At 57.3% G+C, this 25074-nt stretch carries 25 protein-coding genes and 1 other annotated feature; of the genes, 15 read left to right on the top strand and 10 right to left on the bottom strand.

Features of this window, described 5'->3' with window-relative positions; all coding sequences use genetic code 11:
• The first annotated feature begins 63 nt into the window (after positions 1 to 63).
• From ftsZ to rpsU, 5 genes are all read left to right on the top strand, one after another.
• Positions 64 to 1230 (top strand): cell division protein FtsZ, encoded by a 1167-nt coding sequence (gene ftsZ, locus ABWQ15_RS08395; RefSeq protein WP_353908315.1) that lies wholly within the window; start codon positions 64 to 66, stop codon positions 1228 to 1230.
• Positions 1231 to 1593: 363 nt separating this feature from the next.
• Entirely contained in the window at positions 1594 to 2637 is a 1044-nt protein-coding gene (gene spoIVB / locus ABWQ15_RS08390) for a SpoIVB peptidase (protein WP_353908314.1), read from the top strand.
• Positions 2638 to 2817: 180 nt separating this feature from the next.
• Entirely contained in the window at positions 2818 to 3576 is a 759-nt protein-coding gene (spo0A, locus tag ABWQ15_RS08385; RefSeq protein ID WP_353908313.1) for a sporulation transcription factor Spo0A, read from the top strand.
• Between the two features lie 85 nt (positions 3577 to 3661).
• Positions 3662 to 3934, top strand: coding sequence for a TIGR03905 family TSCPD domain-containing protein (locus tag ABWQ15_RS08380; protein WP_353908312.1), 273 nt, complete (start codon positions 3662 to 3664; stop codon positions 3932 to 3934).
• 163 nt (positions 3935 to 4097) lie between these two features.
• Entirely contained in the window at positions 4098 to 4283 is a 186-nt protein-coding gene (gene rpsU / locus ABWQ15_RS08375; RefSeq protein WP_040659605.1) for a 30S ribosomal protein S21, read from the top strand.
• Positions 4284 to 4379: 96 nt separating this feature from the next.
• Here rpsU and ABWQ15_RS08370 read toward each other — a convergent pair whose 3' ends face one another.
• Positions 4380 to 5159, bottom strand: a complete 780-nt coding sequence (locus ABWQ15_RS08370; protein ID WP_353908311.1) for a hypothetical protein — start codon at positions 5157 to 5159, stop codon at positions 4380 to 4382.
• Positions 5160 to 5254: 95 nt separating this feature from the next.
• On the opposite strand from ABWQ15_RS08370, the gene ABWQ15_RS08365 reads away from it, so the two are divergent.
• From ABWQ15_RS08365 to ABWQ15_RS08350, 4 genes are all read left to right on the top strand, one after another.
• Positions 5255 to 5770, top strand: coding sequence for a YqeG family HAD IIIA-type phosphatase (locus ABWQ15_RS08365; RefSeq protein WP_353908310.1), 516 nt, complete (start codon positions 5255 to 5257; stop codon positions 5768 to 5770).
• Between the two features lie 55 nt (positions 5771 to 5825).
• A complete protein-coding gene (locus ABWQ15_RS08360) occupies positions 5826 to 6527 on the top strand; it encodes a pentapeptide repeat-containing protein (RefSeq protein ID WP_353908309.1) in 702 nt (233 codons plus the stop codon).
• A 199-nt stretch (positions 6528 to 6726) separates the two neighbouring features.
• Positions 6727 to 7296 (top strand): elongation factor P, encoded by a 570-nt coding sequence (gene efp / locus ABWQ15_RS08355; protein WP_353908308.1) that lies wholly within the window; start codon positions 6727 to 6729, stop codon positions 7294 to 7296.
• A 133-nt stretch (positions 7297 to 7429) separates the two neighbouring features.
• Positions 7430 to 7858, top strand: coding sequence for a CD1247 N-terminal domain-containing protein (locus ABWQ15_RS08350; RefSeq protein ID WP_353908307.1), 429 nt, complete (start codon positions 7430 to 7432; stop codon positions 7856 to 7858).
• Positions 7859 to 7980: 122 nt separating this feature from the next.
• On the opposite strand, the gene spoVAE is transcribed toward ABWQ15_RS08350, so the two are convergent.
• The 6 genes from spoVAE to ABWQ15_RS08320 all read right to left on the bottom strand — a co-directional run bounded on the left by spoVAE (position 7981) and on the right by ABWQ15_RS08320 (position 13891).
• A complete protein-coding gene (gene spoVAE, locus ABWQ15_RS08345; RefSeq protein ID WP_353908306.1) occupies positions 7981 to 8337 on the bottom strand; it encodes a stage V sporulation protein AE in 357 nt (118 codons plus the stop codon).
• Between the two features lie 98 nt (positions 8338 to 8435).
• On the bottom strand, positions 8436 to 9452 hold the full coding sequence (gene spoVAD / locus ABWQ15_RS08340) for a stage V sporulation protein AD (RefSeq protein ID WP_353908305.1): 1017 nt from the start codon (positions 9450 to 9452) through the stop codon (positions 8436 to 8438).
• 148 nt (positions 9453 to 9600) lie between these two features.
• Positions 9601 to 10359, bottom strand: a complete 759-nt coding sequence (locus ABWQ15_RS08335; protein ID WP_502919114.1) for a DUF554 domain-containing protein — start codon at positions 10357 to 10359, stop codon at positions 9601 to 9603.
• Positions 10353 to 11087, bottom strand: a complete 735-nt coding sequence (locus ABWQ15_RS08330) for a tRNA threonylcarbamoyladenosine dehydratase (RefSeq protein WP_353908304.1) — start codon at positions 11085 to 11087, stop codon at positions 10353 to 10355. The genes ABWQ15_RS08335 and ABWQ15_RS08330 overlap by 7 nt, the downstream gene beginning before the upstream one ends.
• 116 nt (positions 11088 to 11203) lie before the next feature.
• A complete protein-coding gene (locus tag ABWQ15_RS08325) occupies positions 11204 to 12811 on the bottom strand; it encodes a peptidylprolyl isomerase (protein ID WP_353908303.1) in 1608 nt (535 codons plus the stop codon).
• A gap of 219 nt (positions 12812 to 13030) precedes the next feature.
• Positions 13031 to 13891 (bottom strand): chemotaxis protein CheW, encoded by an 861-nt coding sequence (locus ABWQ15_RS08320; protein ID WP_353908302.1) that lies wholly within the window; start codon positions 13889 to 13891, stop codon positions 13031 to 13033.
• 231 nt (positions 13892 to 14122) lie between these two features.
• Positions 14123 to 14348, top strand: a binding site (T-box leader).
• Between the two features lie 36 nt (positions 14349 to 14384).
• Here ABWQ15_RS08320 and ABWQ15_RS08315 point away from each other — a divergent pair.
• From ABWQ15_RS08315 to glyA, 5 genes are all read left to right on the top strand, one after another.
• Positions 14385 to 14969, top strand: a complete 585-nt coding sequence (locus ABWQ15_RS08315) for a hypothetical protein (RefSeq protein ID WP_353908301.1) — start codon at positions 14385 to 14387, stop codon at positions 14967 to 14969.
• A 75-nt stretch (positions 14970 to 15044) separates the two neighbouring features.
• On the top strand, positions 15045 to 17690 hold the full coding sequence (locus ABWQ15_RS08310; RefSeq protein ID WP_353908300.1) for a valine--tRNA ligase: 2646 nt from the start codon (positions 15045 to 15047) through the stop codon (positions 17688 to 17690).
• Between the two features lie 151 nt (positions 17691 to 17841).
• Positions 17842 to 19053 (top strand): DNA polymerase IV, encoded by a 1212-nt coding sequence (gene dinB / locus ABWQ15_RS08305; protein ID WP_353908299.1) that lies wholly within the window; start codon positions 17842 to 17844, stop codon positions 19051 to 19053.
• Positions 19050 to 19640, top strand: a complete 591-nt coding sequence (locus ABWQ15_RS08300; protein ID WP_353908298.1) for a 5-formyltetrahydrofolate cyclo-ligase — start codon at positions 19050 to 19052, stop codon at positions 19638 to 19640. Before dinB ends, ABWQ15_RS08300 begins: the two co-directional genes overlap by 4 nt.
• Before the next feature lie 315 nt (positions 19641 to 19955).
• Entirely contained in the window at positions 19956 to 21203 is a 1248-nt protein-coding gene (gene glyA, locus ABWQ15_RS08295) for a serine hydroxymethyltransferase (protein WP_353908297.1), read from the top strand.
• Between the two features lie 113 nt (positions 21204 to 21316).
• Here the strand turns inward: glyA and ABWQ15_RS08290 are convergent, their stop codons facing one another.
• A complete protein-coding gene (locus tag ABWQ15_RS08290; RefSeq protein WP_353908296.1) occupies positions 21317 to 22207 on the bottom strand; it encodes a DUF4392 domain-containing protein in 891 nt (296 codons plus the stop codon).
• A 288-nt stretch (positions 22208 to 22495) separates the two neighbouring features.
• Between ABWQ15_RS08290 and ABWQ15_RS08285 the strand changes: the two genes are divergently transcribed.
• The gene (locus ABWQ15_RS08285; protein WP_353908295.1) at positions 22496 to 22828 is read left to right on the top strand and encodes a DUF3870 domain-containing protein; all 333 of its coding nucleotides are present in this window, start codon (positions 22496 to 22498) and stop codon (positions 22826 to 22828) included.
• Between the two features lie 62 nt (positions 22829 to 22890).
• Here ABWQ15_RS08285 and cytX read toward each other — a convergent pair whose 3' ends face one another.
• Positions 22891 to 24069 carry a putative hydroxymethylpyrimidine transporter CytX gene (cytX, locus tag ABWQ15_RS08280; RefSeq protein WP_353908294.1) on the bottom strand — a complete coding sequence of 393 codons (1179 nt, stop codon included), beginning with the start codon at positions 24067 to 24069 and terminating at the stop codon, positions 22891 to 22893.
• On the bottom strand, positions 24066 to 24875 hold the full coding sequence (gene thiD, locus ABWQ15_RS08275; protein ID WP_353908293.1) for a bifunctional hydroxymethylpyrimidine kinase/phosphomethylpyrimidine kinase: 810 nt from the start codon (positions 24873 to 24875) through the stop codon (positions 24066 to 24068). The genes cytX and thiD overlap by 4 nt, the downstream gene beginning before the upstream one ends.
• Positions 24876 to 25074: the final 199 nt, after the last annotated feature.

Genomic DNA, 25074 nt, shown 5'->3' with positions numbered 1-25074 from the left:
CACCATGTGATACGACCAGTGGGGATACTTTCCCGATACGAACGATAGCAGGAGGCAACTTCTATGGCATTTGGATTGGAGACCGGCCCGGACGCCGTTGTCAACATTAAGGTAATCGGCGTCGGCGGCGGCGGCAATAATGTGGTCAACCGCATGGTTCGCTCTGGCACTAAGGGTGTGGACTTTGTGGCCATCAATACGGACAAGCAGGCACTGAACGTGTCCAGCGCTACTTATAAAATTCAGATCGGCGAAAAGCTGACCCATGGTCAGGGTGCGGGCTCTGATCCGGAGGTGGGGCGCAAGTCCGCAGAGGAGAGCCGTAGCCAGATTGCCAAGGCGCTGGAGGACACCGACATGGTGTTTATCACCGCCGGCATGGGCGGCGGCACAGGCACCGGCGGCGCGCCCATTGTGGCGGAGATCGCCAAGGAGCTGGAGATTCTGACTGTAGCGGTGGTGACCAAGCCCTTCGGCTTTGAGGGCCGCCGCCGAATGCAGCAGGCGGAGCAGGGTATCGCGGAACTGAAGGATAAGGTGGATTCTCTTGTCATCATCCCCAATGAGCGGTTGAAACACGCCACCGATCAGAAGATTACCTTTGCCAACGCGTTCGAGATCGCCGACGATGTGCTGCGCCAGGCGGTGCAGTCCATCTCCGATCTGATCCGGGACACCGGGTTCATCAATCTGGACTTTGCCGATGTGACCACCATCATGAAGAATGCGGGCCTAGCGCACATGGGCGTGGGCCGCGCCGCCGGAAAGGGCAAGGCCGAAGAGGCCGCGAGAATGGCGATTTCCAGCCCGCTGTTGGAAACTTCCATAGCGGGTGCTCACGGCGTCCTCATCAACGTCACCGGCTCCATGGATATCGGTCTGGAGGAAGTGGAGCAGGCTGCGTCTCTGGTCCAAGAGGCGGTCAGCGTTGATGCGATCACGATTTTCGGCGCCCAGTTCGATGAGAACCTGGACGACGAGATCCGCGTCACCGTCATTGCCACGGGCTTTGAAAAGGGCTCCGGAGAGGTGCCTGTTGCGCCCCAGGCGCCTGCGCGGGCTCAGGCGGTACCTCCTCCTGCTGTCCCTGTTGCTCCTGCCGCAGCGGCACAGCAGATCACGGCGGCTGTGCCGGAACCGCTGAGTACGGTGGATGATCGCAAACCGGAGGAGCCGGAGGATGATCCGTTTGAGGATATTTTTAAGATATTCAGCAAGCGGGACGACTGATTCGCCCTGGAATGTGAGTGGAGCCGGGGCCTGTTGTGGTCTGCGAAATCGTTGACCACGGTTAGAGAAATGTTAATTTGTGGAAATCCGCTGAAAAGCCCGTTAAGGGGCTTTTCAGCGGATTTTTTGAGCTTTTAAACAAAATTTTGGAAAAAAAAGATAATTCTGCATTCGATATTCTGAAAACCGGCGAGTATCTTGGCACAGGATGGCGTTTCCATGGCAACGCCGCCGCTTTTTTCAACGGCAAAAATCCGGCCTTTTGCAAATAGTAACTCTGTCGGTAAAAGCACAAAAAATTAAAAAACCGAATCCTTTTCTGAAAGTCCGGTGTAGTCCGGGCTTTCAGAAAGGGGCGATTCAATGGATGAACCGACTGAAAGATCGGAAAAACCAAAGAGTGGCCGCAGGGGCGGTGCGGCGCTTTGGCTGGCGGTTTTGCTGCTCGTGTCTGCATTGACAATTCCGTCAGCGGCAGCGGATCTCTCTTCCGTCCAAACTTTGATTCCCGTGGGGCATACCGTTGGCATCAAATTATTTTCAAGAGGTGTTTTGGTTGTGAAGCTGGCGGATGGCGACACGCCCGCCAAGGCCTGCGGTCTGGCTGCCGGTGATGTCATCGTGCAGTGTGCCGGAAACACGGTCACCTCCACGGAGCAGTTTCAATCCCTGCTCCAGGATGCGGCGGGTAAGTCCGCAGATCTGGAAGTCCACCGGGGCAGCAAAACGCTGGATCTGAGCGTTACCGCTGACGACAGCGACGGCGACGGGAAGTATGCCATCGGCGCCTGGATTCGTGACAGCATGGCGGGAATTGGCACTATGACCTTTTACGACCCGGTCACAAACACCTTCGGAGCTCTGGGCCACGGTATTACCGATGTAGACACCGCCGCCCTGATGCCCTTTTCCTCGGGCTCCATCCTGCCCTCCACCGTAAAAACAGTGAAGCGCGGCGAGACAGGCGCGGCAGGAGAGCTGAAAGGCGATTATGATTTGACTGGCGACACCGGCAACCTCTACGCCAACACCTCCGGCGGCGTCTTTGGAACCCTGACGGATCAGGAGCTGATTGAACATTTAAGTGAAAATGCGCTGCCTGTGGCGGAGAACGATCAAGTCCACACTGGAAAGGCGACGATCCTGGCAAACGTGGACGGCGATACGGTGAAGGAATACGACATCGAAATTACAAAGATTCTGAGCACCGATCCCGCAGGGCGAAACCTGATGCTCACCGTGACTGACCCGGAGCTTTTGGAAAAAACGGGCGGCATTGTGCAGGGGATGAGCGGTTCGCCTATTCTCCAGGATGGGCGTCTGGTGGGTGCGGTAACGCATGTTTTGTTGGGCGATCCTACAAGCGGATACGGACTTTTTATTCGAAATATGTTGAAAAACACATGAACAGCATACGATTTGCCGAACTTCCTGTAGTATCTGCAAAACGGGTCGAATAAAAAATACCAATTATTTACAATTCCATCTTGAAAACTCTGTCCGTTTATGGTAGATTATAGAAAACGTGTTCCGAACTTTTGGGAAACCAAAGGGAATTCAATGAAGATATGGAGGACAGGGTTAATTATGGAGATCTGCAGGAAAGTGATCGTGGCCGACGCGAACGATAGCTACCGCGCTATGCTGCGGGAGACAATCGAACAGACCGGAGAATTTACGGTGGTTGCCAGTGTGGGCGACGGGAAGGGTGCGCTTCAGCAGGTCCGGGAGCTGACCCCGGACCTGCTGCTGTTGGACGTAGTGCTTCCCGAGCTGGATGGTTTCAGTGTGCTGGAGCAGATTCACAGGGAGGAACTGCCAGTGCGTACGATGATGGTTTCTTCGTTTTTTACGGAGCAGGTGGTGGCGGAGGCTCTGGAAAAAGGCGCGGCTTTTTTTATGCCGAAGCCCTTTGAAAACAACGCTCTGCTGGAACGGATGCGTTCGGTTTGCCGGCCTGTTCAACCCATTTCCCATACTAAAAGTTTAAAAAACATGGTGACCGATATTATCCACGAGATCGGCGTCCCCGCTCACATCAAAGGTTATCAGTATCTGCGGGAAGCCATTTTGATTGCAGTGGAAGATATGGACGTGATTAATGCGGTGACAAAGGTCCTCTATCCTGAGGTAGCACGGAGATTTTCCACTTCGCCTTCCCGCGTGGAGCGCGCGATTCGTCACGCCATTGAGGTGGCTTGGGATCGGGGCGATCTGGAGACGCTGCAAAAGTTCTTCGGCTATACGGTTTCCAACACCAAGGGCAAGCCCACCAACAGCGAGTTTATCGCCATGATCGCTGACCGGCTGGTGCTGGAGGGCCGGAGTTCCGGCGGTGTGGCCTGACGTTTCCCGCGTACAGCGTACTTGACGAAACCACGGTAATATGGTATCCTTTCCCAGAGCATTGAGATCGGAAAGGATGCGCAATATGACAGCTACATTTCGTCCCCAAGGCACCTGCTCTCAGGAGATGCGAGTCCAGCTCAGCAGTGACAACGTGATCGAAAAGCTGGAGGTTCTGGGCGGCTGCAGCGGAAATCTGCAGGGCATCGCGGCGCTGGTGCAGGGAATGCCTGCCCAGGAGGCCATCACAAAACTGAAGGGCATCCGCTGCGGGTATAAGACCACCTCCTGTCCCGACCAGTTCGCCAAGGGTCTTGAGAGGGAGTTGGCCAAGCAGGCGGAAAAAATGGAAAGATGAAAAAGAACGAGCCGACCCCGTTTCCACCGGAGTTTTGAGTCGCTTTTCAGAAAATCCTCTTGACAAGCTGGGGAACAGCCGGTATAATAGATTTGTTAAAGCCATAATTTATGGCCCTTAAGTGCTGCGGGTTTCCCGGCATTCTGGAGGGAGGGAAATATAGATGTCTGAAATTCATATCAAAGAGGGCGAGAACATCGACAGCGCCCTGAAACGTTTTAAGCGCAGCTGCGCCAAGGCAGGCGTTCTCGCGGAGGTTCGTAAGAGAGAGCACTACGAGAGTCCCAGCGTTAAGCGCCGCAAGAAGTCCGAGGCCGCTCGGAAGAATAAGAATAAGCGTTTCTATTGATCAGATGAAAAGCGCCGTGGAGGGAGTTCCACGGCGCTTTTTTTGCAGAGCGGCGATCAAGGAACAGATTCAGTATTTTTTCACGCCGCGTTGGAGCTATTGACTGCCATTGTTTCCAAACAGCTTCCCCAGCAAATCGTCGACCTCCGGATACTGAAAAAATGCCGTCTGCGCGCCCATGCTTTGACCAGTCCGCAGCTTTTGGAGCAGGGTGTCCGCATCGTCAAACAAGACGAAATGAGTCTCGTTCTGACGGGTATAGGTGAAGTACCGGGCGCACAGATCCGGGGAAAAAAACACGGAGGGACGCTCCCTCTCCAGCAGCTCCGACAGATCTTCACGCCGCAGAGGGCGGCCCTGCCCGCCGGGGCAGGGGAGAGGGAAATCCATCATCAGCCTCTCCAGATCCAGCGCCAGCCATCCCCCGTTCCGAGAGGATGCCGCATCTCGCAACCGCTGAGCCAGATTTCCACCGGACAGGGCGGTGCATACCGGCACCACGGCCATAGGCGCCGCGGAGGCGTAGGCTTCAGGTACGTAGAGTGTCAGCCGGTTTTTTTGAAAGAGGGTTCCGATCGTCCCGGCCAGCAGCAAAAGATCCCCTCTGGGGCGGGGAGACTCCCAGTCCAGCACCGCGCCGCTGTATCCCCGACGGATACACTCCCGTAAAGCCGCGGCAGCCAGCTTTTCCGGCTCCTCCACGGTGGGTGCATCCCGGTCGCTGAACCCCAGCAGACCGCCCCGGGTTTGGACCAACAGATTCTGGCGCAGCAGCGTGGACTCCGGACCGATGCGGTAGGCCATATGGACAAAGGAACGGGTGAAGCGGGACGCTTCCTGAAGCTGCATGGGTGTGACGGCTAGATAGACCTGCAAGTCAAGCCCCCCCTTGTTTGCATTGAAGAAAATTGGTATACTAAGAGGTATGCCAAGATGAACTCGTAAAATGCTATGAAGAAGGGAGACCGATTATGTCTTTTTCCTTGGTGCCGGACCGGATTTTTGACGATTATGCCGCTGTAACGCCCACCCTTCTGCGGGACCTGGGGGTGACGCTGCTGCTGAGCGATCTGGATTTTACTCTGGCGGCAAAAGCCACCCGGCATCCCGACCGGGCGCTTAAGGATTATATCGCGGCGCTGCGGGATGCGGGTATCGGGTTCATGATCGTCTCCAACAACCGCTCCGGAGAGCGGGTGACGGAGTTTTGCGCGGAGCTTGGCGTACCCTACCAGGGCAGGGCGGGGAAACCGTCGCCCCGGGGTGTTTTTGCCGCGATAGACCGCGCGGAATGCACACCGGCCCACACCGCTATGCTGGGCGACAAGCTTTTGACGGACTGTCTGGCCGCGAAGAGGGCGGGGATTCTGGCCCTGACGGTGGAGCCGGTGGGCGGTGCGGTGACGGCCTGGCAAAAGGTGCTTCACGCGCTTCAGGCTCCCTTTAAAGCCGTCTGCCGCCGAAGAATGCGGAAAAAAAGGGCATAATATCGTATTCACAAAAACAGGCATGCTCAAGGGTGATGAAAGGAGCGAGGGCACCATGCGGCAGGTTTTGAAAGAAGAACTCATGGAAGCTTTGCAGGAGCGCAAAGGCGATGCGTTGGTGGACATGCAGGATGTTCGGTTGGAAAATATGGATTTGTCGGGTATGAAGCTTCAAAGAGTCGATTTTTCCGGTGTGACCTTTCAGAATGTGCGTTTGGAAAAAGCGGATTTCTCCGGGTGTAAGCTGAAGAATGCCTGGTTTGAGGACAGTCCCCTTCGGGGAGCAATCCTGCAGGATGCAGATATGAGTAGCTGTATGCTGCGAAAAGCGGATATGAGAGAATGTGACATCCGGGGGGCAAATTTATTTTCTGCGGTGTTGGAAAAAGCAAAGCTGGATGGAATTATTTCGGATGAAAGGACACGGCATTTTCGTTTGCACTGTCCTGAAAAAGGAGCATTTCTGGCATACAAGAAATGCTGTTATGACAGGATTGTGGAGTTGTTGGTGCCTGCCGATGCAAAGCGCTCCTCGGCTACGATGAATACTTGCAGATGCAGCAAAGCCAAAGTACTCGTGATTAAAAGCGTAGACTGCTCGGAATATTATGAGGAGGCATGGTCCATAGTAAACGAAAACTTTGTTTACCGCACAGGCGAGTGGGTGGAGGAGCCTGCTTTTGATGAAGACCGATGGAATGATTCCACCAGAGGAATACATATCTGGATGAGCCGGGAAGAGGCCATTGCCTATTAGCTCGAAAGCGAGTTCTCTTTCGCCAGTATTTTGGGAAATTACACGGCCAACGGTTCCTGCTTTTTCACGAATTATGGGAAAACGCTTGCATTTATCCTATAATTGGGGTAAAATACTTTAGGCTATTTTATAAAATGAAGACAGAGAAAATGTCCTCCCGACAGGTCGTTTTCTCGTTGATTTGTAAGGAGGAAACACTATGCCAACAATTACTGCCGGCGAATTCCGCAATGGCGTCACCTTTGAGATGGACGGCAAGATCATGACCGTGGTGGAGTTCCAGCACGTCAAGCCCGGAAAGGGCGCGGCTTTCGTCCGTACCAAGATGAGAAACGTGGTGACCGGCGGAGTCACCGAAACGTCCTTCAACCCCACCGCTAAGTTCGAGCAGGCGTTTGTGGAGCGCAAGGAAGCTGAGTACAACTATCAAGACGGCGACCTATACTACTTCATGGACCCCGAGACCTTCGACATGACCCCGCTGAACCGGGACGTGCTGGGCGACGGTTTCCGCTTCGTTAAGGAGAACACCGTCTGCAAACTCTTGAGTTACAAGGGTAGTGTCTTCGCTGTGGAAGTTCCCAACTTTATGGATCTGAAGGTTGCCGAGACTGAGCCGGGCCTGAAGGGCGACACTGCCACCAACGTGATGAAGCCTGCTACACTGGAGACCGGCGCGGAGATCAAGGTTCCCCTGTTCATCAGTACCGGCGACAAAATCACCATCGACACCCGGACCGGCGAGTACCTCTCCCGCAGCAAGGAGTAAGCTGAGATGAGGGGGACTGCGTTCCCCTTTTCCATTGTCCGCTGAAAAAGAGGGAAAACTTCTTTTTCGGCGTATAATAGTGTGATATCAAAGAACGAACGAACGACGACGTACGATGAAAGGAGCGTAAGCTATGGAAATCACCGAAAGAGTCGCTTATCTGAAGGGCTTGACCGAGGGCCTGAGCTTGGACACCGAATCGAAGGAGGGCAAGATCATTGCCACGATGATCGATATTCTGGACGACATTGCTCTGGAGCTTCAGGATCACCAGGACCAGATTATCGAGATCTCTGATGGTTTGGATGCCGTCAGCGACGATCTGGAAGACGTGGAAGATATCGTCTACGATGAGGATGACGAAGACGATGACGAAGAGGACGAGGAGGAGGACGACGATTCCGAGGACTGCTACGCCACCACCTGCCCCACCTGCGAGGAGACCGTTTACTTTGACGAGTCGATTTTGGAAGACGGCGAAGTAATTTGCCCCAACTGTGGGGAAAAGCTGGAATTTGACCTCTCCGACTTGGAAGAGGACAAAGGCGACGACAAGGAATAAGCAACCCTGTTAGCGCATTAAGAGGCGGCTCCTGACGGAGCCGCCTCTTTTTTTCAAAAAACGGAGAGCGGAAGGCAGCGCCTGCTGCTCTATCGATAATTCCCCCACACCGTAAAATCTTCTTACCGCTTGTCTCCGGGACGAAACAGCAGCGCCATCAGAGCCCCAAAAATGACCGCCGCCGCGATGCCGCCCGCCGTGGCGGTAAGCCCGCCGGTGAAGACGCCCAGCCAGCCTTTCTCCTCCACGGATTTTTTTACGCCCTTTGCCAGCGCGAAGCCAAAGCCGGTGAGCGGAACGGTGGCTCCGGCTCCGCCCCAGTCCACGATGGGCTGATAAACGCCCACCGCCCCCAGCAGTACGCCCGACACCACGTAGCCAGTTAGAATGCGGGCGGGAGTGAGCTGGGTCTTGTCAATCAGGATTTGCCCGATGGCACAGAAAATTCCGCCGCAGAGAAATGCTTTTAGATAATCCATAAAGAGCCTCCAAAACCGAGTTTTACCATCCCAGTTTCTCCACTTTTGACCGAGTTATGCGAAGAATTTAAATGGCAGCCTGCGTACCGGGTGTTTTTCTATCTCTCTGCGGAAATACACACCGCATGGCAAACGCCGGGGATGGACTCCCCCTGAAAGCTGGAGGTGGGGGAGAGCAGCGCGCCGGTAGGGGCGAACAGAATCCGCCGCCACTTACCTGCCCGCAGACCCGGCAGCAGATAGCCGCACAGCACCGCCGCAGAACAGCCGCAGCCGGAGCCACCGGCGTGCATGTCCTGCTTTTTCCGATCGTAGAGCAACATACCGCAGTCCAGATAATTTTTGCTCATGTCCACGCCGTCCCGTTCAAAAAACCCCTGTACGATGCTGTGGCCCAGCTCACCCAGATCACCGGTGAGAATGAGGTCAAAGTCCGTGGGTTTGGTCTTCGTGTCCCGAAGAAAGGCGGAGATGCTGTCATAAGCTGCGGGCGCCATAGCTGCGCCCATGTTGTTCACGTCGGTGATGCCCTTATCCACAATCTTGCCGCAGGTGACGTGGGTGACGTAAGGACCGTTCCCCTCCCGGCCCAGAATGCAGCACCCGGCGGCGGTGGCGGTCCACTGGGCGGTAGGTGTCCTCTGATTTCCGTAGGGAACCGGCATACGGTATTGCCGTTCCGCCGTGCAGTAGTGGGAGGAGGTGACGGCGGCGGTCTTTTCCGCAAAGCCCCCGTCGATGGTCATGGCCGCCAGCGCCAGCGATTCCCCCATGGTGGAGCAGGCGCCGTAGAGTCCAAAAAAGGGAATGTTGAAGTCCCGCAGGCCAAAGGAGGTTCCGATGCACTGGTTCAAAAGATCCCCCGCAAAAATATAATCCAGATCGCCTGCGCGCAGCTTTGCCTTGTCCAGAGCGGATTGCACCACCTTTTGCTGCATGCGGGACTCGGCCTTTTCCCAGGTTTTTTCCCCAAAAAAGGAGTCCTCGTGCAGCTCATCAAAACAGCCCGCGAGAGGTCCCTGCTTTTCAAGCTTCCCACCGATGTTGGCGCAGGAGAGGATGGCGGGGCTGCTGCCCAGCTGGATGGTCCTCTGCCCAATACGTTTGTTGCTCATAAAAAACACCGCCTTGTGATGATTTTCCATAGGTTGCCCGGTTTGGAGAAAATTATCGGTGGCAGACTCTTTCACCGCCGCCGCTTTTGACAAAAAAATCCGGTGGGAGAGCTACTCCCACCGGCGAAAGCCGTGCGCATGGACAGAATTACCCGAAAATACGCTGAAAAAACACGGGGACAATGATGTATAGCCTGCAAATCAAGATTGGCAGCAGGCAGGCGGGCGTCATATTCATGACCTTGATTTTGGTGACTCCCAGCATGTTCAGGGACAGGGCGATGATGAGCAGGGACCCCACGCAGGTCATCTCCGCAATCACTGTGCCTCCCAGAAGAGGGGAGATCAGGGAAGCCAGCGCGGCGATCAAACCCTGATAGAGGAATACCGCCACGGCGGATAACGTCACGCCCACGCCAAGGGAGGATGCGAAAATGACGGCGCTGATGCCATCCAAAAGGGACTTGGCAAACAGGGTGGAGTGGTTGCCGGTCAGGCCGTCCTGCAGTGCACCCACAATGGCCATGGCCCCCACACAGAACAGAAGGCTTGCGGTAACGAAGCCTTCCGACACGGAGGTGGTGCCGCCGGGAGCCAGACGCTCCATTTTCTTTTGCACCCAGTCGCCCAGGGAATACATCCGCCGGTCCAGATCCAAAAGCTCGCCGATCAGCGTGCCGATCACCATAGAGAGAATGGAGATCAGCGTGTTTTTACCCTTGAGACATCCGCTGATGCCGATGAGCAGCACGCACAGGGCGACGCTCTTCATGAGGATGCTCTGGAGGCGCTGCCCCAGATCTCCACTGCCGTTCGTAGGCAGATGCTTTGCGAGGCGCGCCAGACACAGTCCGGCGGCTGAGCCGACCAGAATGGCCAGCGCATTGACCAGCGTTCCTGTCAGCATGATTGAACCTCCGGTTCCGTCAGCAGCTGCCGCACCACGGCGCTGCCCAGCAGCAGTCCGGCGGTGGCCGGGATCCATGGATTGCTGGCGGGGACGCTGCGCCGCCCCGGGGGCGGCGTTTCCAGCTGGGCGGCCTGGGATGGTTCCTCAGGACTGAACACCACCTGCAGGTGATGAATACCCCGATTTCGCAGTTCCTTGCGCATCACCCGGGCCAGCGGGCAACCGTGGGTCTGAGAGATGTCCGTGATTTGAAGAAGCGTGGGGTCCAGCTTGTTCCCGGTGCCCATCGCCGCGATAATGGGCGTGCGGAGCCGCAGGGCGGTCTCCGCCAGATCCAGCTTGCAGGAGACCAGGTCGATGGCGTCCACGATGTAGTCGTACCGGCAGCCTTCGGGAAAGAACCGGACCCGATGGGCGGCGTCGTACAGGGCGTGGATGGGGTGGAGCTTCAGATCGGGATTGATGTCCCGCAGCCGCGCGGCCACGGCTTCCGTTTTGGGCTGGCCCACGGTGGAGCGAAGGGCCTCCAGCTGACGGTTCAGATTTGTCAGCGACACAGTGTCGCTGTCCACCACTGTCAGTTCGCCCACGCCGGACCGAGCCAGACACTCGGCCGTATAGCTCCCCACACCGCCCAGGCCGAACAGAATCACGTGGGCTTTCGCCAGACGCCGTTGGCCCGCACCACCCCACAGCATTTCATTGCGCAGGAATTGATTTTCCATAGTTCTCCCCTCTTGTCTGTTTTAGGGCAGCATTGCATAATCCGCGGCGCTGCCTCTCCGCGCCGTATCTTAAAAAACACGGGCCGGCTTTAGCCGGCCCGTGTGTCATGCGTTTTTCAGCCCACGTATTTGGCACCGTTGGCCACCTCGCCGGTGTAACCGGCGGTGACACTGCTGTACCATGCGCCGTAATCCTTGTTGCGCAGCGTGCTGTCCACCTTTACCTGCCAATAGGGGCGATCAGTGCCCACAAAGTACATAACGTGGTAACCGTAATCCGTTTCCACAACGCCGGTGTCTCCGCTCTTGCGGCTGGAGTCGAAGCACCAGTCGTTGAACGTGCCGACCATCTGACCCTGATAGACCTGCTTATACAGGCCGCCGTCGGCACTGGAGCCGCCATCGGAGGAGTTCTTCTTGGCAAGCTCCGCAAAGGAATCCTCGGTGGCGTCTCCGGCCTTCCACTGGGCCAGAAGATCCTCGGCCTTCGCCTTGGCGTCAGCCTTCAGCTTAGCCTGCTCGTCGTCATAGCCGTCCTCACCCTTGGCAATGGTGCCGGTCTCGGGTTGAATCAGGATGTGGCGCACATCCACGGTGGTGTATTCCTGACGGTAGCGCTTGTCAAAGGATACCACGTAGTACGCAGAGCCGTCCTTGTCGGCTAGAACGGCGGAGTCGCCGCTCCGGCGGGCGTTGTCGAACAGCCAGTCCATCAGGACGCTGCTGGAATAGGAACCGGCCTTGCCGTCGGTAAAGGTTGCTTTATCGTTGCCATCCGCCAGATCCGAGAGACTTTTGCCGGCCTTGAAGCTGGCATACATGGTGTCGGCGGTGGATTTGGCGGTGCTCAGCGCGGCGGCCTTTTCCTCATCGGTGGGGTCAACGGTTTTGCCGTCGGCGCCGGTCGTGGACGCGGCGGAGCCGTCGATCTTGACGCACTTGTAATCCACCACATCATAGTTGTTGGGATTGGCGTCATATTCGGCCTGCATCTGGCTGTCGGTATAGGTCAGACTGTCGTTGTGGCTCTGGGAGAAATCGCTGGCCCGGATGACCCGTTTCATTTCGGATTCATAGACGCTGCGGCTCATGGTCACGCCGTAGATCCGCTGCAGATACTTGTTCAGGTTCATACCCGCCGCGGAAGCATTTTTATTGATGGTGTCCATGTTGGAGTCAAACGTGGACTGCATGGTGTCGTTCCAAGCATAGCCCTCATCTTCGGCCGCCTTGTTCAGCGCGTAGATGGAGGACATTTGGCTCAGAGTCTGATTCATGAAATAATCAAACCAGGACTGATTATCGCCGCCGGGATAGGTCTGGCCTCGCAGGTCCTTGCTGGTATCCAGCCCCAGATAGGAGATGTAGGAGGAGTTCTGCTGAACAAAATTATGGTAGATGTTGGTAAAGTAATAACTCACCTGAGGTACGCTGACGTCAGCCAGCTTGGTCTTCTCGGCGGTGTTGCTGCTTGCGGAGGAAGAGCCGGCTGCGGAGGAACTGCTTGCGGAGGAAGAACCGTCCGCACTGGCGGCTTCCGCGGAATAGTACAGCGTTGCGGCGGTGGCGTGCTTTTGGATGACGTTGGATTTCCACACAAATACGGCCACAGCCAGAAGTACAAACAGCACACCGATGGTGCCGTACAGTATATTGCTGCGGCGGGCCTCCTTCTGCTGCTGCGCCTCCCGCGCGGTCCTGGGGTTCATATCGTTTGCGCTCATTAGTTTCAGTCCTCTCAAAATCTTAAGTGACGGTGCGGAAAATTCCGCGAACACACGTTCATATATTATAGCGGATAAACGACAAAACTGCAAGCGGAATTTCAAAAGCGTGATTTTCAAAATTTTGCCGCGTCGTAGACAAATCTATTTTACCCCGTGTGGCTGAAATAAACCTGAAAAGGCGCCGCCGGCATAGCCGACGGCGCCTTTTATATGTATCTAACCAGCGGACCTGGCGGAGCTTTGCTGCGCGGACACGTCATCGCCGGCCCGCATGACAGCTGGAAGGTTGATTTCCAGAATCAGCTCGTCATAGTTGCGGCTTTTCACCACGCGCTGAATGTAGGGGGATTGACTCATCAGCTGATGCTGTGTGCCCAGTTCCTCCTCCTCCACCGTTTCCACGGACAGCACCTCGTCCACTACCATGCCGAGGCCGGTGTCTCCGCTGAGTACCAGCACCATTTCTTGGAATTCGCGGACCCGGAAGATTTCCTTGGCACTTTCCAGTACATCCAGCACCTTCGGCATATATTCGTCTCGGGCTTCTTCGAAGACGGATTTTTTGCAGTCGGCCACGGCATCCCGGTCGCGGGCTTCGATGCAGTGTTCGGCGCGGAGAGCCACCTCGTGCAGCTTGCGGTGGGGTTCTTCCAGTCTGGCGAGGTGGGCGGACAGCTCGGAGCTGTTGGTCTTAAAGTTGTCGTACCATTTTCCCAGATTGCACTTGTGGGGGTCTGTGGCCAGGGTAAAGCGTTCGCTGGTTTCGATGGAGCGCTCCAGAGCGGAAACCCAGTTGACGTGATCCTGCTTTCGGGCGTCCAGCATGGAGGTGAAGTCGCTGAAATCCTCGTCCATGGATTTGAGCTTCAAAGCGGCGCGCAGGTCGAACATGGTGACGCTGCCGCCCCGGAGGGGAAAAATCCCGCTGATGTAGGGCGGAGTGTCCGGCAGGACGGTAAATTGCGGAAGCTTCATGATGGTGGAGACGTAGCGGCTGTCCGCACAGTATAGCCCTCCGTTCAGTCGGAACAGAATCGACGGGCTCTGAACACTGTCTTTCAGGGGTTGGTTATCCATGGCACAGATGTCCTTTCTTTTAAATGTAATAGAAAGCATGGGCTTCAAATGCGCTCGACGGAGGAAAGACTATGAAACTGGAAAACACAGGTATTTGTAAATCATTTTACTTATTGTATCATGAATTTTCCGTGATGCAAGAAGCAATCGTTTTTGATGAAGAGATTCCGGAACTTTTTGACTGCCGACTTGACAAAAAAGGGATACGCGGTTATACTAATCTGAAATATGAAAACTGCGATGATGGAAAGCAGTACCCGCAGACGGACGCAAAGAGAGAGGACGGAAGGTGCAAGTCCCCGGGAAGTCCGCGGCGAAGTCGTTTCGGAGCATTGGTCTGAAAAAGAGTAAGCACCAACGGGACCTCCCGTTACAGAGGAGCGGCGTGGCTGCGCCGCGTAAGCGCGGGAATTTCCCGAATCCAGGTGGTACCACGGACTTTTTGTTCGCCCTGAGCCGAAAGGCTCAGGGCGGTTTTTTGTTTGGAGGGGAAATGGAGCGATTTGTATTTGAGACGAACCAGGGCGCGGTGCTGGAGGCCGCGGAGGAAGCGGCTCTGATGGATTATGCCCGTGTCCGGGCCAACGCGGTGCGGCCATGCGTACTGGTCGCCGTACTGACGCTGGGTTTTTCCGGTTGGTTTCTTTTCAGGCAGGACTGGACGACCGCGCTGTATACGGTTCTGCTGGGATTGCTGCTCAGCGCGTTTTTCTGGCTTCCCATGCTGGGAAACAAACGGTTTCGGACCAACGTCCGAAATGCCCGCGCGCAGCGGGAAAACCTGACCAATACCGTCCGGGCCAAGCCCATACGCTTCGTATTGGAAGGTGACGGCTGCCGGATGCTGGACGGCAAGGGTGAGGAGGTTCGGTTTTGGGAAGACTTTCACATGGGAGAGGTCCGGGAGAGTGACCGGCTTTTCTGGCTCCCCGTGGAGGATACGTCCGTTCTGCTGCCGAAAAGCGCTCTTAAGGAGGGAACGGAGGATAACTTTCGCAGATGGCTGAAGAGCCACAGCAGGCGCTATCGTGTCTGCAAGGTGACGGACCGCCTGCGCCGCAGTCTCGAACGGGAGTAACGAGCAGGCTGCGGATGGAAGGGTCAAATCAATTTGTTATTTTGAAGTTTGATAGCTGATAAAGGAGAATAAACCATGAAAAAAGAACTGCCAAAGGTCTATGACCCCCAACAGGTGGAGTCCCGCATCTACGAAAACTGGATGGAAGGCGGCTGCTTTAAGGCGGAGCCTGATCCCAGCAAAGAGCCCTTCTCCATTGTGATGCCGCCTCCCAACGTCACCGGCCAGCTCCACATGGGCCACGCGCTGGATTCCACGCTTCAGGATATTCTCACCCGCTTCAAGCGGATGCAGGGCTATTCCACCCTGTGGCTTCCCGGCGTGGACCACGCGGGCATCGCCACCCAGATCAAGGTGGAGGAGGAGCTCCGCGTCAAGGAGGGCAAGACCCGGCACGACCTGGGCCGCGAAAAGTTTTTAGAGCGGGTCTGGGTCTGGAAGGAAAAGTACGGCGACCGCATCGTGGAGCAGCAGAAGAAGATGGGCGTCTCCTGTGACTGGGACCGTTCCCGCTTTACGATGGATGAAACCTGCGCCAGGGCCGTGCGGGAGACCTTCTGCGACCTCTATGAAAAGGACATGATCTATAAGGGAAGCCGCATCATCAACTGGTGTCCCCACTGCACCACCGCTTTGTCCGACGCCGAAGTGGAGTATGTGGATAAGCCCGGCCACCTGTGGTATATCCGCTATCCGCTTACCGACGGGTCCGGCGATCTGGTCATCGCCACCACCCGGCCCGAGACCATGATGGGCGATACCGGCGTGGCGGTAAACCCGGAGGATGAGCGCTTCAAGCATCTGATCGGAAAGACCTGCATCCTGCCCATCATGAACCGCGAGATTCCCATTGTGGGCGATGAATACTGCGAGATCGGCTTCGGCACCGGCGCGGTGAAAATGACCCCCGCCCACGACCCCAACGACTTTGAGGTGGGCCTGCGGCACAATCTGGAGGTCATCCGCTGCATCGCCGACGACGGGCATATCAACGAAAACGGCGGACCGTACAACGGGATGGACCGCTACGAGTGCCGCAAGGCGATTGTAAAGGATCTGGAGGAACAGGGATACCTGGTGAAAACCGAGGATTACAGCCACAACGTCGGCACCTGCTATCGCTGCCACAACGACGTGGAGCCTCTGATCTCCGCCCAGTGGTTCGTAAAAATGGAGCCGCTGGCGAAAGAGGCGCTGCGGGTTGTCCGGGACGGCGAGGTGAAATTCGTCCCCGAGCGGTTCTCCAAGACCTATATCAACTGGATGGAAAACGTCCATGACTGGTGCATCTCCCGCCAACTCTGGTGGGGCCACCAGATCCCCGCGTGGTACTGCGACGAGTGCGGACACATCAATGTTGGACGGGAAGACCCCACGAAATGTGAAAAGTGCGGTTCCACCCATTTGACGCGGGACCCGGATGTACTGGACACCTGGTTCTCTTCCGCCCTGTGGCCCTTCTCCACCATGGGCTGGCCGGAGAAGACTGCGGATCTGAATTACTGGTATCCCACCTCCGTCATGGTCACCGGCTACGACATCATTTTCTTCTGGGTGGCCCGGATGATCTTCTCCGGTTGCGAGCAGATGAAAGAAATTCCCTTCCACACGGTTCTGATCCACGGCCTGGTCCGTGACGACAAGGGACGCAAGATGTCCAAGTCTCTGGGCAACGGCATTGACCCGCTGGAAATGGCCGAGAAATACGGCGCCGACGCTCTGCGCTTTAACCTCATCACCGGAAACAGTCCCGGAAACGACACTCGGTTCTACACGGAAAAGTGCGAGGCCATGCGGAACTTTGCCAATAAGATCTGGAATGCCTCCCGCTTCGTGCAGATGAACCTGACCATCGACCAGTGTGCCCTGCCTGAAAAACTGGAGCAGGAGGACAAGTGGGTTCTGACCAAGCTGAACGCTCTGATCAAAGAGGTCACGGAGAATCTGGATGCCTATGAGATCGGCGTGGCCTCCGCCAAGGTGTACGACTTTATCTGGGACACCTACTGCGACTGGTATATCGAGCTGACCAAGACCCGTATGAGCGGCGACGATCAGGAGAGCAGGCTGGCGGCGGAAAACGTGCTGTGCTATGTGCTGATTGAGATTTTGAAGCTGCTGCACCCCTTCATGCCCTTTATCACCGAGGAAATCTGGCAGACCCTGCCCCGTCAGGCGGGCGAGACGGCGAATCAGTTCCTGATGACATCCCAGTGGCCGGTGTATGATGAGAAGCTGAACTTTTCGGCCGAGGCGGAGGCCATGGAATCGGTGATGGATACCATCCGTGCGATCCGTGCCCGCCGTGCCGAGATGAATGTGCCGCCCTCCAGAAAGGCGGAGCTGATTTTGAAGACCGACGAGCCGGAGACCTACCGTCAGGCCATGCACTTTATTACCCGCCTTGCCTACGCCTCCGACGTAACGGTCTGCGCCGATGCCCCGTCGCAGATGGACGGACAGGTGTCCATCGTCACACGCAAGGCGGTCGCTTATATTCCTCTGGCGGAGCTGGTGGACGTAAAAGCGGAGCTGGAACGCATCGCCAAGGAGAAGGAGAAGGCTGAAAACGGTCTGCGCATCACGGAGGGGAAGCTGAAAAATGAAAAATTTGTAGCCAACGCCCCTGAGTCCGTGGTGAACGTGGAGCGGGAGAAAATCGCAAAGTACAAGGAACTGATTGCCAAGCTGGAGGAATCCGCCAAGGCGATGCAGGGCTGATTGTTCAGAATTGAAAAATGGAAAGGACGCGGGCTGCCAAAACCGGCCCGCGTCCTTTCCCGCTTGAATTTGAATCTTGCAAATGCGAACATTTGTGCTACAATTGAAGCGGAGATTTACACCGGAAGCTTTAAGGAGGGGGGACGGCGGGATGGCGCGCGTGATTCTGCACTGCGACATGAACAGCTTTTTTGCCTCGGTGGAGCTTCTTTCCCATCCGGAGCTCCGGGACGCGCCGGTGGCAGTGTGCGGCGACCCGGCCTCACGGCACGGGATTATTCTGGCAAAAAACGAGGCAGCGAAAAAGTTTGGGATTGTCACCGCCGAGACGATCTGGCAGGCGCAAAAAAAATGCCCCGGTCTGGTGCTCTTGCCGCCTCACCACCATCTGTATCGGGAATACTCGCATAGGATTAACGCGATTTACGACCAGTACACCGACCTGGTGGAACCCTTTAGCGTGGACGAGAGCTGGCTGGATATAACCGGGTCGCTTCACCTGTTGGGCGGGGAGGGAAAAGCCGTCGCAGATGAAATTCGCACCAGGGTGAAGCGGGAACTGGGGTTGACGCTGTCTGTGGGAGTCAGCTTCAACAAGGTTTTCGCAAAGCTGGGCAGCGATTACAAAAAGCCGGACGCAACCACGGTGATTTCCCCTGAAAACTGGAAGGACTTAGTGTGGCCCCTGCCGGTGGGCGATCTGCTCTTTGTGGGCAAGGCCGCCCGGGCAACTCTGGCACAGTTTGGCGTGAAGACCATCGGGGAGCTTGCCGCCATGGACGCAGGGCAGCTGGAGACGCTGATGGGAAAAATGGGCCGTCAGCTCCATGAGTATGCCAACGGGTTGGAGCGGGAGCCGGTGCGCCCCCGGAACGAGACGGAACCGCCTAAATCCGTCGGCAGCGGGTCCACCTTCCAGAAGGATTTGACTCGAAAGGGAGAGGTGAGTGCGGCGCTGAGTCTGCTGGCGGACGATGTGGCGACGCGGCTGCGCCAATGCGGGATGTATGCCGGCGGCGTGGCGGTGACGCTGCGGACGCCGGACTTCCAGGACCGCTCCCGGCAAAAGCGGCTTGCCTCGCCCACCCATCTAATGCGGGAACTGGCGGACGGCGCCATGGAGCTGTTGGATACCTTCTGGAAGCCGCCCGCCCCCATCCGGATGCTGACCGTTACTGCCATCGCTCTGACGGACAGCGCCGAAGCCTATGAGCAGGTGGACCTGCTGGACGATTATGGTCCGAAACGGGAGAAACAGGAAAAGCTGGAATCCGCGATGGACCGGATTCGCGGCAAATACGGTATGGGCGCGGTGCGCTTCGGCGCGTTGAGCCCGGAAAAAAAGGAGGACCCCCTGTCATGACGATTGCAGAGGAGAAAAAGGAGATGCGCCGGCGCATCCGGACGCAGGAGCGGGAGCTCTCTCCCCGCTATAAGGAGCAGTCCGCTGCGGCGATTGCGGCCTTGGTCTGCGCGCTGCCGGATTATCGGGATGCGGACACGGTGTTCTGTTTTATGGGTACCGCGCGGGAGATCGATACCCGCGCAATTTTAAACGACGCGCTGACAAGGGGAAAGCGGCTGTGCCTTCCGCTGTGTACGGCGGAGCCCGGCATCATGGAGCTGCGGGCCGTAGAGTCTCTGGACCGACTGGTCCAAGGAGCATACGGAATTTTGGAGCCGGCTCCCGAATGCCCGCGCCTGATGCCGGACGAGGTGGATTTTGCCGTACTCCCGTGCCTCAGCTGTAGTCGGGCGGGGCATCGGCTGGGTAAGGGCGGCGGGTACTATGACCGTTTCCTCGCCGCCTACCGGGGCAGCGCGGTGCTTTTGTGCAGGGAACAGCTGCTGCGGGAGGACATTCCCGTGGAGCCCCACGATATGCCGGTTCCTTGGGTAGTGACGGAGAGCGGGCTGTATGAGGACGGCGTCCCCGCCCGGATCGAGTGAGCTGCGGCAATCCGGTCTGCACGAACGGAGAAGAGGGACTAGCGGCTGAAAAGCAGGGCACCTGTCAAAAGGCTGCCCTGCCTTTTTGCGGGCTTTTGCAGGAAAGGGTTGAACTCTGCAAAATAAGGCGCAGAGGATGCGGGAGCCTTTTTGCGTATACGCACTGCATGGAGGGGAAAAATAGGTTTATCTCTCTTCACAAACAGAATTACGTGTGATATGATGCTATAATAGCCGGAGTATCCGGCAGGCTGCGTGAGCATTCACGCCGGCTCTTACCGCGAAAACACACAGAAAGACAGAGGAGTTTTTGACATGATGCACGAGACCATGGATTTTATTTCAAAGTTTGACCCCGAGGTGGGAGCGTCCATCAAAGAGGAATTCGCCCGTGAGCGCCGGAATATCGAACTGATTGCCAGCGAGAATATCGTCAGCGAGGCGGTCATGCTGACCATGGGCACCTGCCTGACCAACAAATATGCCGAGGGCTATCCCGGACACCGGTATTACGGCGGATGCTACGCTGTGGACGTGACCGAGGAGATCGCCCGCAAGCGGGCATGCGAGCTGTTTGGCTGCAATCATGCCAACGTCCAGCCGCACTCCGGCGCCAACGCGAACTTGGCCGCGTTTTTCGCTCTGGTAAAGCCCGGCGATACCGTGATGGGTATGAACCTGGCCCACGGCGGACATCTGAGCCACGGCAGCCCCGTGAACATCTCCGGCAAGTATTTCAATATCGTCCCCTACGGTCTGGATGAGGCGACCGAGCAGATCGATTACGACGCGCTGATGAAGACCGCACAGGAGTGTAAGCCCAAGCTGATTGTCGCGGGTGCCTCCGCCTATCCCCGGACCATCGACTTCAAGAAGTTCCGGGAGGTTGCGGATGCGGTGGGCGCGTATCTGATGGTGGACATGGCCCACATCGCGGGCCTTGTGGCCGCAGGCGTCCATCCCTCTCCTATCCCCTATGCCGACGTTGTGACCACCACTACCCACAAGACCCTGCGGGGTCCCCGGGGCGGCATGATCCTTTGCAACGACGACGAACTCTATAAGAAGATCAACTCCGCCGTGTTCCCCGGTACTCAGGGTGGCCCTCTGGAGCACATCATCGCGGCCAAGGCCGTGTGCTTCGGGGAGGCGCTGCTGCCGGAGTTCAAGGTGTATCAACAGCAGGTGGTGAAAAACGCCGCAGCCCTCGCGGAGGGTCTCATCAAAGAGGGCTTCCGGCTGGTCTCCGGAGGAACGGACAACCATCTGATGCTGGTAGACGTGCGGAATTTCCATATCACCGGCAAAGAGTTCGAGCGGCGGCTGGACGAGGATCAGATCACCGTTAACAAGAACTCCATTCCCAACGACCCGGAGAAGCCGTTTGTCACCTCCGGTATCCGGGTGGGAACTCCCGCCGCTACCTCCCGTGGCTTCAAGGAGCCGGAGATGGCGAAGATCGCCCACTGGATGGGCGAGGCCGCTCGGGACTTTGACGGCAGCGCCGCGCAGGTCAAGGCAGAGGTCAACGCCCTGTGCGAGGCGTTCCCGATCTATCAGTAAAAGCGCATACTTTCTGAAATACTTCCCCCGGATGAGACAGTGTTTTTCACTGTCCCATCCGGGGGAACGTTACTGGACGGCGCTTTTTATACGGCTTTTGACTAAGCACGGTTTCAGACGGCATTGACGCCCGGAAGCGGCGCTTTGTTCAGAGTGTCTCCGATACGGCACAGCAGGTGCTGATGGACGGACAGGGACTGCGCGTCCACAGAGAGCGCGGCCTCATGGGTGCAGCCGTCTACGCCCCCCGCCCCCACTACGGCGGACAGCAGATGAAATTCCTCCTCCGGGGAGGGAAGCAGCCAGCGGCCCGTGGAGGCGGACAGCAGGGCCTCCACGCCCCATCCCCACCAGTTGGATACACCGGCGACCAGGGTAAAATCCGCTGCCTCCACGGCGGCAAGCTTCACGCCGTGGGGGACATGCGCTTCAATTACCGTCCGAAGCGCGCCCATTCCCAGCTCGTTTCCCCCGTCGCCGACGGCGATGGTGACGGCGCCCAAGCGGCGGGCCAAAGGCAGGAGAAAATCTGTGTCCGTCACCATGGAATCAATGACGTCGCCGCGCATGTTGTGAAAATGACCGTCCGCACCCCTGCCAGGGCGTTCGATGGTAAAAAAGTGAGTGGGCCGGAGCCGTGCCAGTAGCGCCCCCGCAAAAGCCTCCGCTCCTTCGTCCGGAAGGCAGATTACCTCCGCACCGGAGGCCAGACAGTCCGCGGCGGCCCGCACCAGGGGCAGGGAGACAGGATCCGTGAGAAGGGTGACGGCGCAGCCAACCGCCATCAAGGTGCGGGCCAGATTCGCCGCACCTCCGGGACCGTCCGTTTCGCCGCAGAGGCGTGCGCCGCAGGTTACAGGAAAGCCTGTGAGGATCACCGCCTGTTTTGCTGAGAGAAGCGTGTCCGTCAGTGCGTAAAAATCCGGGGCGGGCGCTGATTGAGCCAGCCCCCGGCCGGTTGCGTCCCGGCTCAAAAGCACCCGAAGCTGTGTGTGAAAATCCATGTAAGTGCCTCCTGGGGGGCCTCTCCAACAAAAAAAGACCCACTGATTTTGTGTGACACAAAATTCGTGGATCTTGACCGCGGGAGCAAGCGCCTAAGGGGCGTTTTGCGCGGACAAAAACGAATTATAAAAGCCAAAGTAAACCACTTAGGCTTGCTTTCAGTATAACAAGAGGGTACAAACTCGTCAAGGCGGCGAAACGGCAAATTTCGAGCTGGATATTTGGAGGTTTTTATGGTAGAATGACCACAGAACAGTACAAAAAGTGACACAGAGGAGAGATGTGCCGTGAAGTATCCGGAGAATGCGGTTCTGGTGGTGGGACAGGCGAAGCCCAGCCGCGCCGACGCCATCTATCAGACCCACGGAGAGTTTTATATCAGTCTGGTGATGGAGCGGGACACGGGGCGGATTCTGGACATGACCTGCAATACGATTCTGGACGTGACGGCGGAATTCGTCCGGGACATGCTGATCGGAAAACGGCTGCCGGAGGACCTTCCGGCGCTGGAAGCGGAAATTCGCACCCGCTATTTTGCCCTGACGCAAAAACCGCTGATCGCCTGTCTGAAGGACGCGGCCAACCGTTACCGCGCGGCGCTGAACGGGGAGAGTATTTGAACAAAAAAAGCCATACCGAGAGCGCGGACAAAGTCGGCGCCCCGTATGGCTTTTTATTTCATTTACGCCGGAGATTTCTCTCCGCTTTTTGCCGGGAGCAGTTTTTCCGCCGCCACACACAGGATCACAGTGAAGACCATGTCCGGCAGGGTACTGCCAAGCGGGGTGTCTACACCCATCAAAACACGATAGGCCGCAAAACCGACGACCCAGATCACCAGATTCCGCACGTCTGCGCTCCGGTTTCCGCTGCTGCGATGAAGCAGAAATACATCCGCGATCTGAATGGCGATCATGGGGGCGAATACGGAGCCGATCAGGTAGAGAAAATTGGTGATGTCGTCCATGGGGAACAGAAGAGCCCCCACCGTGCCGACCACGGCGACCGCCACCGCCGTCCACCGACCGGAAAACTTTTTGCTGAGGGATTCGGCGGAGATACCTGCGCTCCATGCGTCCAGAAAGGTGGTGGTGACGGTGGAGAGCACCAGAATCACCAGCGCTGCCGCGCCAAGACCCGCCTCCAGCATGATCTGGGCGATGTCGCTGCCGCCGGTGAAGATGGCCGCGCCCATGCCGATAACATACATCCAACAGGAGACCACGCCGTACACCACCGCGGAGGTAAGCGTGGCTGCGCGGGGCTTTTCAGCTTCCCGGGTATAGTCGCTGATCAGGGGCAGCCAAGACAGGGGCATGGCTACCGCCAGCTCCACCGCCGCGCCGAAGGACAGAGAATCGTCCGCCGCGGCGGCCAGTGTCCCGCCGCCGAAGATCACGCCGCACAAAATCACGGTCAGCACCAGCAGCGCCGCCATGGCAATCCGGTTGACCCAGCCCAGATTCGTAAGACCAATCAGAATCCACACCACGATCAGTCCGCCGATTACCACGGCCCAGAGCCGGAAACTCCCCCCGATGCCTCCGGCGGAGACGGCCCCGTCATAGATCATGATTGCGGTCCAGCCCACTAATTGCAGCACGTTTAAAAACGCGAACAGCAGGCCGCCCTTTCGGCCAAAGCTCAGCTTTACGGTCTCCATGGCGGAAAGGCCGGTTTTACCGCCGATCAGTCCCGCAAGATAGAGAAGCGTGCATCCGATCAGGTGGCCAAGCAGGATGGCCGCCAGCCCCTTTCCAAAGCCCAGAGGCGCGAAATAGGTACCCGTCAGGATCTCCGCGATGGAGACCCCGGCCCCAAACCAGATCAGGCCGTTTTGAAGCACGGAGGTCTTTTTCATCTTGCGGCCTCCTCTTTGTATTCCGGCTTGATGTCAAAGGCGTGGTCCATGGGTCCGGACCCATGACCCAAATTCAGCATGGCTCCCAGCGCGCCGGAGAGATAGGTCTTGGCCCGCTCCACGCTGTCTTCCAGGGAAAAGCCCTTGGCGAGATTCGCCGCGATGGCGCTGGAGAGGGTGCAGCCGGTGCCGTGGGTGTTTGGATTGTCAATGCGGCGGCCCTGAAACCAACGGCTTCCGCTCTTTTGCCAAAGGAGGTCGTTGGCGTCGTTGACCCTGTGCCCGCCCTTCAGCAGCACGGCGCAGCCATACCGCTCACCGATGGCCCTGGCCGCCGTCTCCATTTCCGCCGGGGAGGTAATGGAAAGGCCGCTCAAAAGCTCTGCTTCCGGAATGTTGGGGGTAATGACCTGGGCCAGGGGCAGGAGCTGACTCTTCAGCGCGCCCATGGCGTCCTCCCGCAGCAGCCGGTCGCCGGAGGTGGCGACCATCACAGGGTCCACCACCACACAGTTCGCTCCGTACTGCCGCAGCTTTTTGGCGATTACCTCGATCAGCTCCACAGAGGAGACCATGCCGGTCTTCACCGCGTCGGGGGGAATGTCGGTGAAGACCGCGTCCAGCTGTGCTTCCAAAAAAGCGGGCGGGACCTCCAAAATGTCTTTGACGCCGGTAGTATTCTGGGCGACCAGAGCCGTGACAGCGCTCATGGCGTATACGCCATTCACCGTCATGGTTTTCAGGTCCGCCTGGATGCCGGCGCCTCCGCTGGGATCGGTCCCGGCGATTGTCAATGCTGCTTTCATACGTTCTCCTTTCAAATTGACAGCCATTGATTTTATAAGACGACGCAAGGTGGTGCCCCCAATGCGCCGTCGGAAATTCTCTGCCCCGCTCCGTTTCCCGCTTTGCGGAAAACTGCGCAGGGAAGGTGATTTCCTCCGTTTCCGCGCGAAGCATGGCTTCGCGCCGTTCAGGACGGGAGATGCGTGGGACGGGGGACGC

It is taken from the genome of Oscillibacter sp. (genome assembly GCF_040505565.1).
Taxonomy (GTDB): Bacteria; Bacillota; Clostridia; order Oscillospirales; family Oscillospiraceae; genus Oscillibacter.
This window is presented reverse-complemented; position numbering and strand designations above follow the sequence as displayed.

Coding starts and splice junctions, on each gene's coding strand:
- ABWQ15_RS08330 (WP_353908304.1), bottom strand. CDS start 11,087: ATGGAAAATCAATTCCTGCGCAATGAAATGCTGTGGGGTGGTGCGGGC.
- ABWQ15_RS08335 (WP_502919114.1), bottom strand. CDS start 10,359: ATGCTGACAGGAACGCTGGTCAATGCGCTGGCCATTCTGGTCGGCTCA.
- ABWQ15_RS08350 (WP_353908307.1), top strand. CDS start 7,430: ATGGAAATCACCGAAAGAGTCGCTTATCTGAAGGGCTTGACCGAGGGC.
- spoIVB (WP_353908314.1), top strand. CDS start 1,594: ATGGATGAACCGACTGAAAGATCGGAAAAACCAAAGAGTGGCCGCAGG.
- spoVAD (WP_353908305.1), bottom strand. CDS start 9,452: ATGAGCAACAAACGTATTGGGCAGAGGACCATCCAGCTGGGCAGCAGC.
- ABWQ15_RS08380 (WP_353908312.1), top strand. CDS start 3,662: ATGACAGCTACATTTCGTCCCCAAGGCACCTGCTCTCAGGAGATGCGA.
- ABWQ15_RS08315 (WP_353908301.1), top strand. CDS start 14,385: ATGGAGCGATTTGTATTTGAGACGAACCAGGGCGCGGTGCTGGAGGCC.
- ftsZ (WP_353908315.1), top strand. CDS start 64: ATGGCATTTGGATTGGAGACCGGCCCGGACGCCGTTGTCAACATTAAG.
- ABWQ15_RS08325 (WP_353908303.1), bottom strand. CDS start 12,811: ATGAGCGCAAACGATATGAACCCCAGGACCGCGCGGGAGGCGCAGCAG.
- ABWQ15_RS08320 (WP_353908302.1), bottom strand. CDS start 13,891: ATGGATAACCAACCCCTGAAAGACAGTGTTCAGAGCCCGTCGATTCTG.
- spoVAE (WP_353908306.1), bottom strand. CDS start 8,337: ATGGATTATCTAAAAGCATTTCTCTGCGGCGGAATTTTCTGTGCCATC.
- glyA (WP_353908297.1), top strand. CDS start 19,956: ATGATGCACGAGACCATGGATTTTATTTCAAAGTTTGACCCCGAGGTG.
- ABWQ15_RS08360 (WP_353908309.1), top strand. CDS start 5,826: ATGCGGCAGGTTTTGAAAGAAGAACTCATGGAAGCTTTGCAGGAGCGC.
- ABWQ15_RS08310 (WP_353908300.1), top strand. CDS start 15,045: ATGAAAAAAGAACTGCCAAAGGTCTATGACCCCCAACAGGTGGAGTCC.
- dinB (WP_353908299.1), top strand. CDS start 17,842: ATGGCGCGCGTGATTCTGCACTGCGACATGAACAGCTTTTTTGCCTCG.
- efp (WP_353908308.1), top strand. CDS start 6,727: ATGCCAACAATTACTGCCGGCGAATTCCGCAATGGCGTCACCTTTGAG.
- ABWQ15_RS08365 (WP_353908310.1), top strand. CDS start 5,255: ATGTCTTTTTCCTTGGTGCCGGACCGGATTTTTGACGATTATGCCGCT.
- cytX (WP_353908294.1), bottom strand. CDS start 24,069: ATGAAAAAGACCTCCGTGCTTCAAAACGGCCTGATCTGGTTTGGGGCC.
- ABWQ15_RS08290 (WP_353908296.1), bottom strand. CDS start 22,207: ATGGATTTTCACACACAGCTTCGGGTGCTTTTGAGCCGGGACGCAACC.
- spo0A (WP_353908313.1), top strand. CDS start 2,818: ATGGAGATCTGCAGGAAAGTGATCGTGGCCGACGCGAACGATAGCTAC.
- thiD (WP_353908293.1), bottom strand. CDS start 24,875: ATGAAAGCAGCATTGACAATCGCCGGGACCGATCCCAGCGGAGGCGCC.
- ABWQ15_RS08300 (WP_353908298.1), top strand. CDS start 19,050: ATGACGATTGCAGAGGAGAAAAAGGAGATGCGCCGGCGCATCCGGACG.
- rpsU (WP_040659605.1), top strand. CDS start 4,098: ATGTCTGAAATTCATATCAAAGAGGGCGAGAACATCGACAGCGCCCTG.